Source organism: Delftia sp. CH05 (assembly GCF_009827015.1).
GTDB classification, from domain to species: domain Bacteria; phylum Pseudomonadota; class Gammaproteobacteria; order Burkholderiales; family Burkholderiaceae_C; genus Comamonas; species Comamonas tsuruhatensis.
In genome coordinates, this window is record NZ_WUMG01000060.1 from 24,496 (window position 1) to 35,197 (window position 10,702).

Consider the following 10,702-nt stretch of genomic DNA (forward strand, 5'->3'; position numbering starts at 1 on the left):
CCTGCCTGATGCGCCGCCTGCAGCTTTTCTTCTACGGCAATGGCAACCTCGCCGGCCTGGCGCTGGCCCTGCTGGGGCCGGTGCTGCTGTTTGCCGGCGTGATCGGTGCCGGCTGGGGCTGGATCACGCTGGGCCTGTACGTCGCGGGCCTGCTGCTGGGCTGGGCCCTGCAGCCCGCGGGTGCCAGCTTCGAGCGGGCGCTGCAGCAGCACTGGAGCGCCGAGGACATCCGCGAACGCATCGACGAGCTGGTGCAAAAGGCCCGCCCGATGCTCACGCCCGAGATGCAAAAGCACCTGGACAGCGTGCGCGGCTCGGTGCACGAGGTGCTGCCCTCGCTGGCCGACGCCGGCCCGGTCTTCAACGACGGCTTGTTCACCGTGCGCGAAACGGTGCTGCAGTACCTGCCCGCCACGCTGTCGCACTATGCGGCGCTGCCGCCGCTGTTCCGTGTCACCCAGCCCGTGCAGGACGGCAAGACGCCCAGGCAGCTGTTGACCGAGCAGCTGGCGCTGCTGGCCGGGCAGATGCAGCAGGTGGTGGCCCATGTGGCGGCCAGCGACGCGCAGGCGCTGCTGGCCAATGGCCGCTTCTTGAAGCAGAAGTTCGACCAGCCGGATTTCCTGAAGTGAGGCGCCTGCAGGGTCGTCCCGCCACGCTGCGCGGACCCTGTGTTAGCATGCTCCGCCATGCAGCCTGCTGCATTCCCGTCTTCCAGACACCTGAACTCTCGATCCAAGACAGCCATGAACGGTACGCCCGTTTCGATCATCGTTGCACAGTGGTGGCGCTTCCAATAAGGAAGCGGCACGTCGTCGCGGTTGCGTACCGCACCTTGCCGCCGTGACGGCAGCAAGGCTCACTCAGCAGATGGCTCCCCGGCACGGCGGCTCCCAGAACCCAGGAGATTGCCCAGATGCCCTCAGATTCCCCCTTCCAGACCCAGGCAGCATTGCGCGCATTCCCGCGCCAGCCTTCGCTGCGGCATGCCCGTGCCACCCGTTTTTCCCTTTGAGACCCAGGAGCCGGTATGACCAGACTGCTGATGATCGACAACTACGACAGCTTCACCTACAACATCGTCCAGTACTTCGGCGAGCTGGGTGCCGATGTCACCGTGGTGCGCAATGACGAGGCCACGCTGGACGAGGTGATCGCCCTGGTCGAGCGCGAGAAGATCGACCGCCTGGTGATCTCGCCCGGCCCCTGCTCGCCGGCCGAAGCCGGTATTTCCGTGGCGGCCATCCAGCACTTTGCAGGCCGCCTGCCCATCCTGGGCGTGTGCCTGGGCCACCAGAGCATTGGCGCGGCCTTCGGCGGCGACATCGTGCGCGCGGGCCAGCAGATGCATGGCAAGACCAGCGTCATCACCACCGACCGCAAGGGCGTGTTCGCCGACCTGCCCGAGCAGTTCACGGTCAACCGCTACCACTCGCTGGCCATTGCGCGCTCCAGCCTGCCCGAATGCCTGGAGATCACGGCCACCAGCGAGGACGGCGAGATCCAGGGCGTGCGCCACACCAGCCTGGCCATCGAGGGCGTGCAATTCCACCCCGAGAGCATCCTCACCGAGCATGGCCATGCCATGCTCAAGAATTTCCTGGAACAGAAGGCCTGAGCAGGCCGGCACCCAACCGAGACACCGCAATGACCCAGATCACCCCCCAGGAAGCGCTGCAGCGCACCATCGAGCACCGCGAAATCTTCCACGACGAGATGCTGCACCTGATGCGCCTGATCATGCGCGGCGAGCTGTCGCCCGTGATGACGGCGGCCATCGTCACCGGCCTGCGCGTGAAGAAGGAGACCATCGGCGAGATCACGGCCGCGGCCGAGGTCATGCGCGAGTTCTCCAACAAGGTCCATGTGGAGGACAAGCGCCACCTGGTGGACATCGTGGGCACGGGCGGCGATGGCGCCAACACCTTCAACATCTCCACCTGCTCCATCTTCGTGATCGCGGCGGCGGGCGGCAAGGTCAGCAAGCACGGCGGGCGCAGCGTCAGCAGCAAGAGCGGCAGCGCCGACGCCATGGAGGCGCTGGGCGTCAACATCCAGCTCAGCCCCGAGCAGATCGCGCGCAGCATCGCCGACGTGGGCATCGGCTTCATGTTCGCGCCCAACCACCACCCGGCCATGAAGAACGTGGCGCCCGTGCGCAAGGAGCTGGGCGTGCGCACCATCTTCAACATCCTGGGCCCGCTGACCAATCCGGCCAGCGCGCCCAACATCCTCATGGGCGTGTTCCACGAGGACCTGGTCGGCATCCAGGTGCGCGCGCTGCAGCGCCTGGGCGCCGAGCACGCCATCGTGGTCTATGGCCGCGACGGCCTGGACGAGATCAGCCTGGGCGCGGGCACCCTGGTGGGCGAGCTCAAGGACGGCGTGGTGCGCGAGTACGAGATCCATCCCGAGGACTTCGGCCTGCGCATGGTGGGCACGCGCGCCTTCAAGGTGGACAATCCCGAGGAATCCAAGGCCATGCTGCTGGGCGTGCTCCATGGCGAAAAGAGTGCCGCGCGCGACATCGTCTGCCTGAACGCGGGTGCTGCCCTGTATGCGGCCAACGTGGCCTCCAGCATCGAGGACGGCATGGCCCGCGCCCAGGCGGCGCTGGACAGCGGCGCTGCCCTGGCCAAGCTCAACGAACTCGTGGCCTACACGGCCCGGCTGACGGCCTGAGCCGCGCAGCCCCCATCGACCACCGAATACAAGAAACCAAGGAAAGCAACGTGTCCGACATCCTCAAGCAAATCTGCGACGTGAAAGTGCAGGAAGTGGCCGCCGCCCAGAAGCGCATGCCCTTCGCGGACATGCGCCGCGACGCCGAAAGCCGCGTGCTCACGCGCGACTTCGTGGGCGCGCTGCGCGCCAAGATCGCCGCCGGCCAGGCCGGCGTGATCGCCGAGATCAAGAAGGCCAGCCCCAGCAAGGGCGTGATCCGCGAGGACTTCATCCCCGCCGACATCGCGCAAAGCTATGCCGATGGCGACGGCAAGGGCGTCAGCGCCGCCTGCCTCTCGGTGCTGACCGACAAGCAGTTCTTCCAGGGCAGCGTGGACTATCTCAAGCAGGCGCGCGCCAGTTGCCACCTGCCCGTGCTGCGCAAGGACTTCATGGTCGATCCCTACCAGATCTACGAATCGCGCGCCATGGGCGCCGACTGCGTGCTGCTGATCGCCGCCTGCCTGGACGACGCGCAGATGGCCGAGATGGAACAGATCGCCCACAGCCTGGACATGGCCGTGCTGGTCGAGGTGCACGACGGCGCCGAGCTGGACCGCGCCCTGCGGCTCAAGACGCCGCTGGTGGGCATCAACAACCGCAACCTGCGCAGCTTCGAGGTCAGCATCCAGACCACGCTGGACCTGCAAAAGAACGTGCCGGCAGACCGCCTGCTGGTCACCGAGTCGGGCATCGGCAGCCGTGAGGACGTCAAGGCCATGCGCGATGCCGGTATCCACGGCTTCCTGGTGGGCGAGGCCTTCATGCGCGCCAAGGAGCCGGGGGAGGCGCTGGCCAAGCTGTTTGCCTAAGACGCGTCGTTGTGCGGGCCGGCCGGTGAATCCGGGGTCCGCACGATGCGCACCACCCCGAGCTTGAGCCCCAGCATGGCCAAGATGCGGTTCATGGTCTGCACGCTGCCTTCGCTGCGCTCCTGCTCGATGTCCTGCAGCGTTCTATAGGAAACGCCGCAAAGCTTGGCCATCTCGGCCGTGGTCAGCCGCATGGTCTTCTTCAGATGCCGCACGGCCTGCGGCAAAGACCATTCGGGGTGGGCCAGCACATCGTCAATAGCCTGCCTGCGCAGCTCCAGCTGCTGGGCAATGGGAATGGGGGTGAAACGCTTGTCCATGGTCTTCAGCGCAGCGCAGCGAGCTCCTGCGCACGTGCCAGGAGGGCGGGACGCAGGTGGTCGAGAACCTCGGGCTCCAGCCCTAGCGCCAGACCGTCTGCGGCGATGCGCTTCAGCGCGGGAATCATGGCCTTGAGGCCTTTCACCAGTGGATCGCGCTGCAACGGATCCGACTGCGTGCCCCGGCGTTTTCGAGGGAGCTGCGCGGCCAGCGCACAGACGCTATCCAGCACACGGCCCCAATCGGGCCGGCCGCCCTGTTCATCCCGCCAGCGGATGCGTCGGGCAATGCCGTCCGGGTGGAGATACATGGGCGCAAAGTCGTACAGGGGCGTGAGCGCGATGCGGCCATCGAAACCGCGCTGCACGGCGGTGTTGCGCGCGTGGTTGTCCTTGTTGCCCAGGGCCAGGTTGGCAATGTCGCGTTTGATGTATTCGAGCACTTCCTGCTGCGGGTGGCTGCAGTGCCGCATCAGCTCCAGGCAGACCGTGTCATGGTCGGGCACGGCTTCGAAGCCTGGCATGCCGGTCAGCGTGGCAATGCTTTCCTGCGCCAGTCGCGTGACCGCGCCCTGGCGCACCTGCCGGTCAAACCGTCGTATGAACAGCGCACGCTGGTGCAACTCCAGCGGTGCATGCACCCGCAGTTCCAGATCGGCGGCCAGACGCATATAGGTGGCCTCATGCCTGAGGATGCAGGCCAGCTGCGGGTCGGTGCCGCGTCCGAACTTGACGATGTAGTGCTGCACCGCCTGCTCGTCCGCAAGGGTGTGGTCCAGGTACAGCAGACCATCCTGGGCGCGTGTCAGCAGCACCTTGGGCCACTCGCCTTGTATCCCGGAGGACCCGGCAACAAACAGGCCATGCGAGGCAAGGTACTCGGAGAACTCGTCGCCGCGTTGCGCAACCTCCTCGTCGGTGAACCCGCGCATGCCTCCCGCATGGTTGCCCAGCCATTGCGCCGCTTCCTTGACGCGCAGGTTTCCTATGGGGTTACCTGCCCCGGCCAGCAGCAACTGCCAGTCGGCAACCGCACCTGCCAGGGGAGATTGGCCCAGGCGTTGCAGCAGCTCGCGCCGACCAAAGCCTTGAGGCAGCATGTCGATCAGAAAGACTGGCCAATGCACCTGCTGCAGGGGCTCCAGCCCCACAGGCCAACGGGCACAAAGGGCGCGGGCATCGGTGGCGCCCGCATGCTGGACCGCCCAGTCCACGGTATAGCCCGAGTAGGTGCTGGCCTTCCAGCCTTCTCCTTGCTGCCCGCGCAGGTCCACGCTCGCGACGTCGTGCCAGGCGCTGCAGTGGTGCAGTTGTAGAGTGCAGTTTGCGGTCATTTACACGAAATTCTAGGTAAAGCATTGGGCTGACTCAAGGGTTTTCGTATGTTTTTCCGTGTAACCATTGTCTGTCTTTGGGGCGCCATTGGAGGCGGACGTACCTCCCCGCCGCAGGCAAAGGTATGCTTGCCGTGATCCAACAGGCATGGCGCTTGCGCCCATGCATTTCAGCTGTACTTTATTGAGGGAGGCTGCTGCCTCGGCATGTGGCGGCGGTGCCCCCATCCGCCATGGCCCTTCAAGACGACGCAATCGCCCCGGCGCAAGCCGACCAACTCCAATCCGCCGATCCCGCCGACTGGCCCGTTGCGCCCGACTGGCAGCCCCTGGTCGAGGACTTCTTCGCGGGTGCCACGGGCCAGCAGCTGCTGATCTTTCTGCACCAGCGCCTGGAAGCCGGCGCCGTGATCTTTCCGCCCCAGCCGCTGCGCGCGCTGGAGCTGACACCGCCCGATGAGGTGCGCGTGGTCATCCTGGGGCAGGACCCCTACCACGGCCGGGGGCAGGCCGAAGGCCTGTCGTTCTCGGTGGCGCCGGGCGTGCGCATGCCGCCCTCGCTGCAGAACATCTTCAAGGAGATGCAGCGTGACCTGGGCGTGCCCTTCCCGCCGTTCCCCAACCCGGGCGGCAGCCTGGTCAAGTGGGCCAGGAACGGCGTGCTGCTGCTCAACACCTGTCTCACGGTGGAGGAGGGTCAGGCGGCCAGCCACTCGGGCAAGGGCTGGGAGCTGCTGACCGATGCGGTGATCCGGCACATCGCCCAGGGCACGCGCCCCGTGGTCTTCATGCTCTGGGGCAGCCATGCGCAGTCCAAGCGCGCCTTCATTCCGGCCGACCGGGGCCATCTGGTGCTGACCAGCAACCATCCCTCGCCTCTGTCGGCGCTGCGCCCGCCCGTGCCCTTCATCGGCAACGGGCACTTCGGCAAGGCGCGCGACTTCCGCGCCCAGCACGGTTACTGAGCGGCCCGCTCGGGGCGTGGCTCCACGATGGGGAACACGCTGTCGAAGCGGTCCAGCATGGACATGAGCGCCGTCACCTTGGAAGCGTCGCCCTCGATGCGCAGCTGGCCGCTCTTGATGGCCTCGGCCATCGTGGTCTCCTGACCTGCAATGGCGTCCAGCGTGGCGCGCGTCAGGCGCAGGCTGGCATGGGCGGAGGGCGCAAGGCCCGGGCTCTGGGTGAGGGCGCTGTTCTCCAGGTTCAGGCTGCGCTGCTCGCCGGTGTCGGTGAAGGTCCAGTTGAGCACGATGCGCTGGCCTGCGGCCTTGCCGGCGTCCAGCCGCACGCCCAGGTAGTCGAAGAACATCTCCAGCGGCAGGCTGCGCACCAGGTCGCGCGCGGCGCTGCCGGGCCTGGGCAGTTGGGGCACGCCCTGGCGCAGCTCCGCCGCGCCCTGCAGGAAGGCATTGCGGGCCGTGGCCGATTCCATCTGGTAGCCCAGCTGCTCATAGGCATTGGCGGCCAGGCGGCGCGCGGCCTGGTTGGCCGGGTCGGCAAAGACCAGCTGCGAGGCGATCTGCGCCACCCAGCGGTATTCGCCGCGCTCGTAGTCGGCCTGCGCACGGCGCAGCACGGCGTCGGCGCCACCCATGTATTCCACGGTCTTGCGCGCCGCGGGCACGGGCGGCAGCGCCTCCAGCTGGGCCGGGTTGCCTTCGTAGTAGCCCAGGTAGTGCTGGTAGATGGCGCGTATGTTGTGGCGCAGGTGGCCGTAGAAGGCATGTGTGGCGCCGTCGCGGGCCAGGGATTCGGGCATCTTCAGCATCTCGGCGATCTCCGAGCCCACGTAGCCGTGGTTCATGAGGCGCACGGTCTGGTCGTGCAGGTATTTGTAGGTGTCGCGCTGGCTGGCCAGCATGCGCTGCAGCCGGGGCTGGCCCCAGACCGGCCAGTGGTGCTGGGCGATCAGGATCTGTGCCTGGCCGCCATAGGCGTGCAGGGCGTCGTTCAGGTGGCGCGACCAGCCCAGCGCATCGCGCACCTGGGCGCCGCGCAGCGGCAGCAGGTTGTGCTGGGTGTGCACGGCGATCTCGGCCATGTTCAGCACCTTGAGCTGGGGGTAGTACATGATCATCTCGGCCGGCGCCTCGGCCCCGGGCGTGAGCGTGAATTCGATGTCCACGCCGTCGATGCGCAGGGTCTCGCGCGGCTTGTCGATCAAGCGCGTGGGCGCGATCAGCCCCATGGTGCCGGGCGCACCCGCCTTGCCCAGCCCTGCGTCCACCTGTCCCCTGGCATCGCGCGGCAGCAGCATGCCGAACTGGTAGAGCGCGCGCCGGCCCATGGCATGGCCGGCGATCACGTTCTCGCCCACGGCCTCGGCCATGAAGCCCGCCGGGGCGATGACCTGCACGCGGCCAGCATCCACCTCTTCCTGGCGCACCACGCCGCGCACGCCGCCGAAATGGTCCACATGGCTGTGCGAGTAGACGACGGCCACCACCGGCTTGCGCGGTCGGTGCTGGTAGTACAGGTCCATGGCGGCCTGGGCGGTCTCGGTGTACATCAGCGGATCGACCACGATCAGGCCCGTCTCGCCCTCGATGATGCTCATGTTCGACAGGTCCAGGCCGCGCACCTGGTAGAGCCCGTCCGTCACCTGGAACAGGCCGCTGACGCGGTTGCGCTGTGCCTGGCGCCACAGCGCGGGGTGCACGGTGTCGGGCGCCTGGTCCTGCTGCAGGAATGCATAGGCCTGCATGCCCCAGATGGGCCGGCCCTGGGCATTGCGCACCACCAGCGCATCCGCCGAGGCGATCAGGCCGCGTTGCGCGTCCTCCATGGCCTGGGCGTCGTCCTGAGGCTGCTGCGCCAGCGCAGCCTGCTGGGCCGCGCGCGTGGCCGCGCTGGCTGCCTGTGGCCGGGCCATGTCGGAGACCGGCAGGCTGCTGCCTGCGCAGGCGCTCAGCAGGGCGGCGGCGGCCAGGCTGGCCAGCAGGCGGCAAGGGCGCGCCAGCGCGCGGGGCAGGGGGTGTGAGGCTTGCATGGGAAGGTCTCCTGGCATGTGTTCGATGTCAGCGGCGAAAATACGCAGGCCCGCCGGCTGTGTCTGTCAGCCACCCGACATCCCTTTCCATGCAAGCTTCCCTCGCCTCTTCCTACCTGCCCACGCTGCGCGCCGGCCGCTGGTTCAGCGCATTGGCGCCGCAGTTTGCCGATTTGCTGCTGGCCCTGGCCCAGCCCCGCCGCCTGGAGGCGGGCGAAGCCCTGTTCCTGCGCGGCGATGCGCTGGAGGGCGGGCTGTTCGCCGTGGTCCGCGGCAGCATCGGTTTCTCCGGTGTGGGCGGCCAGAGCGAGCAGGCGCGCGAGGCCCTGCTCACGCGCATGGGCCCGGCCACCTGGTTTGGCGAGATCGCGCTGTTCGACGGCTCGCCGCGCACCCATGATGCCCACGCCATGGAGCCCAGCGAGGTGCTGCAGGTGCCACGCCAGCCGCTGCTGGACTGGCTGCAGCAGCATCCCGCGCACTGGCATGACCTGGGCGTGCTGATGTCGGGGCGCATGCGCGCGGCCTTCGCGGCGCTGGAGGACCTGGCCCTGATGCCCGCACCCCAGCGGCTGGCGCGCCGCCTGGTGGCCATGGCGCGCGGCTACGGCGAGCGGCTGGACGATGTGCCGGCCCGGCCGCGCCTGGATATCACGCAGGAGCAGCTGGCGCGCATGCTGTCGATCTCGCGCCAGACCACCAACGTGCTGCTGCAGGGCCTGCAGGCGCGGGGCCTCATCCGGGTGCAGCGCGGCGAGATCGAGATCCTGCAATGGCAGGCGCTGTGCGCCGAGCGGTTCTGAGAAGGCCCGGTTGTGTGAGGGTTCATCAAGGCGGCGCTACGTGCTAACTGGCCGCCGTTTCAGACCACCAGCACGCCTTCCACGTCCTGCACCTTGCACCGCGCCAGTGCGAGATGGGCCTTGGCCCTGTCGAGCACCAGGTAGAGGAACAGTCCCTCGCGGTGGGCGCGCGCCTTCAGCGCGGGGTCATTCTGCATGGGGGCTGTCCTGCGACAGGGCTTCGATCTGCAGCAGCAGCAACTCGATCAGTGCCACCACCTGCGCGCGCTCGCGCACATCGGCCGGCACCACCGGGCATAGCAGGCCACGCGACTGCAGGTGCAGGGCAAATCCTTCGAGGTCGGGCCGGCCATGCCGGTCCATGCGGCACACGGCCACCACGCAGGCCGTGGTGCGCAGCGTGGCGGACAGGGCATTGATGTAGGTATCCAGGTCGCCCAGTGGGTCGGGCCGACTGTTGTCGATCAGCAGGATCACCTCCAGCGCGCCGTGCGAGAGGATGTTCCACATGAAGTCGAAGCGCTCCTGGCCCGGCGTGCCGTACAGGTGCAGTTTTCGCCGTTGTCCAGGGTGAGTTCTCCGTAGTCCATGCCGGCGGTGGTCAGGGCCTTGTCCACTGCCGCATCGGTGTTGCGCACGTCGGTGCTGACCGGAGCGATCTCGCTGATGGCGCGTATGGCGGTGGTCTTGCCCGCGCCCGCGGTTCCGCAAATCAGGATCTTCAGCTCACTCATGCACGGAGGCTCTCGTCAATTGGGCCAGCCGCTGGCGGATGCGGTCGAGAATGCCCTGGGCAGGACCCGGGGCAGCGCTGCTGCGGGGTGCCGCGGCGGTCCAGCGCAGCAGGCCGATGGCATCGAGGCGGTTCAGGAAGGCCGCGCAGATCTCCGGCGCAAGGCCCGAGCGCCGGCACAGCGCCTGCAAGGTGGTCGGCCGGCCCGTCATCAACGTGGCCAGGCGCATGTGGTGCGCGCTTGTCAGCAGCCGCTGGGGGGGCCAGCGCAGCAGCTGCACCAGCATGTCGGTCGCCGCTGCCGGGTGGGGTGCCACCACCATGCGTTGCCCGGATGCCGTCTGGCGCACGGCCAGGGCGCGCAGGCCCATGGCATTGAGGCAGTCCTCCACCGCGTCGGCGCGCAGGGGCAGGCTCAGGTAGTCACCCGTGGGGCGGGTGCTCTGGGGCTGGCGGCCCACGCGCAGCGTCACCCGGCTGGACGGCGGCTCGTGCACGCCGTCATGTAGTACCACCAGATCGGCCGAGGATTCCGTCCATTCCCAGCGGTGCTGCGTGCGGTGGTCCACCAGCCGCACGAAGGAGCGGAACAGCCTGGCGTCGCGGTCATCGAGGCCGCGCAGCGTGAAGGTGAGAGTGGCACGCTCATCCATGCCGCATTGCCTTCAGCAATTGCAGCCGCAACTGTGAATTCAACCGGTCGATGCAACACAATGACTGCACCTGGCGCAAGGAGTGCTGGCCATGAAGCAACGACCTCGGATCTACTACACCGAAGCACAGAAGGCGATGATGTGGGATCGCTGGAGCAAGGGCGATACCCTGCACCAGATCGGCAAGCTGTTCGATCGGCCACATACCTCCATTCAGAACATCCTGGCCGCAACCGGCGGAATCCGCCCGCCAGCGCGCCATCGATCACGATTGGCACTGACTCTCGCTGAGCGCGAGGAGATCTCGCGGGCATTGGCTGCGGGCGAATCC

The 10,702-nt window shown here is 67.7% G+C and carries 11 protein-coding genes and 2 pseudogenes; 7 read left to right on the forward strand and 6 right to left on the reverse strand.

All coding sequences use genetic code 11. The annotated features are described in order from the left end of the window. Positions 1-8: 8 nt before the first annotated feature. The 4 genes from GRX31_RS27760 to trpC all read left to right on the forward strand — a co-directional run bounded on the left by GRX31_RS27760 (position 9) and on the right by trpC (position 3,536). A complete protein-coding gene (locus tag GRX31_RS27760; RefSeq protein ID WP_012202699.1) occupies positions 9-632 on the forward strand; it encodes a hypothetical protein in 624 nt (207 codons plus the stop codon). A gap of 398 nt (positions 633-1,030) precedes the next feature. Further along, the gene (locus GRX31_RS27765; RefSeq protein ID WP_012202700.1) at positions 1,031-1,618 is read left to right on the forward strand and encodes an anthranilate synthase component II; all 588 of its coding nucleotides are present in this window, start codon (positions 1,031-1,033) and stop codon (positions 1,616-1,618) included. A gap of 29 nt (positions 1,619-1,647) precedes the next feature. Further along, entirely contained in the window at positions 1,648-2,682 is a 1,035-nt protein-coding gene (gene trpD, locus GRX31_RS27770) for an anthranilate phosphoribosyltransferase (RefSeq protein ID WP_013804671.1), read from the forward strand. 50 nt (positions 2,683-2,732) lie between these two features. After that, complete coding sequence (gene trpC, locus GRX31_RS27775) at positions 2,733-3,536, forward strand: indole-3-glycerol phosphate synthase TrpC (RefSeq protein ID WP_016449540.1); 804 nt, start codon at positions 2,733-2,735, stop codon at positions 3,534-3,536. Here trpC and GRX31_RS27780 read toward each other — a convergent pair. Beyond that, entirely contained in the window at positions 3,533-3,856 is a 324-nt protein-coding gene (locus tag GRX31_RS27780; protein WP_016449541.1) for a helix-turn-helix domain-containing protein, read from the reverse strand. The two genes, trpC and GRX31_RS27780, sit on opposite strands and share 4 nt — an antisense overlap. Positions 3,857-3,861: 5 nt before the next feature. Next, complete coding sequence (locus GRX31_RS27785) at positions 3,862-5,190, reverse strand: type II toxin-antitoxin system HipA family toxin (RefSeq protein WP_160855787.1); 1,329 nt, start codon at positions 5,188-5,190, stop codon at positions 3,862-3,864. Positions 5,191-5,423: 233 nt separating this feature from the next. Between GRX31_RS27785 and GRX31_RS27790 the strand changes: the two genes are divergently transcribed. Continuing rightward, a complete protein-coding gene (locus GRX31_RS27790; RefSeq protein ID WP_160855789.1) occupies positions 5,424-6,155 on the forward strand; it encodes a uracil-DNA glycosylase in 732 nt (243 codons plus the stop codon). Here GRX31_RS27790 and GRX31_RS27795 read toward each other — a convergent pair. After that, complete coding sequence (locus GRX31_RS27795; protein ID WP_160855791.1) at positions 6,149-8,182, reverse strand: alkyl/aryl-sulfatase; 2,034 nt, start codon at positions 8,180-8,182, stop codon at positions 6,149-6,151. The genes GRX31_RS27790 and GRX31_RS27795 overlap by 7 nt on opposite strands. Before the next feature lie 89 nt (positions 8,183-8,271). Between GRX31_RS27795 and GRX31_RS27800 the strand changes: the two genes are divergently transcribed. Continuing rightward, positions 8,272-8,985, forward strand: a complete 714-nt coding sequence (locus GRX31_RS27800; protein ID WP_016453989.1) for a Crp/Fnr family transcriptional regulator — start codon at positions 8,272-8,274, stop codon at positions 8,983-8,985. A 59-nt stretch (positions 8,986-9,044) separates the two neighbouring features. Here the strand turns inward: GRX31_RS27800 and GRX31_RS30675 are convergent, their stop codons facing one another. From GRX31_RS30675 to GRX31_RS27810, 3 genes and pseudogenes are all read right to left on the reverse strand, one after another. Continuing rightward, the gene (locus GRX31_RS30675; protein ID WP_017405883.1) at positions 9,045-9,182 is read right to left on the reverse strand and encodes a hypothetical protein; all 138 of its coding nucleotides are present in this window, start codon (positions 9,180-9,182) and stop codon (positions 9,045-9,047) included. After that, positions 9,172-9,719 (reverse strand): annotated as a pseudogene (locus tag GRX31_RS31115) (GTP-binding protein). Before GRX31_RS31115 ends, GRX31_RS30675 begins: the two are co-directional and overlap by 11 nt. Next, the gene (locus tag GRX31_RS27810) at positions 9,712-10,371 is read right to left on the reverse strand and encodes a hypothetical protein (RefSeq protein ID WP_016453992.1); all 660 of its coding nucleotides are present in this window, start codon (positions 10,369-10,371) and stop codon (positions 9,712-9,714) included. Before GRX31_RS27810 ends, GRX31_RS31115 begins: the two are co-directional and overlap by 8 nt. 91 nt (positions 10,372-10,462) lie before the next feature. On the opposite strand from GRX31_RS27810, the pseudogene GRX31_RS27815 reads away from it, so the two are divergent. After that, positions 10,463-10,702: pseudogene (locus GRX31_RS27815) on the forward strand (IS30 family transposase); the annotation flags it as partial.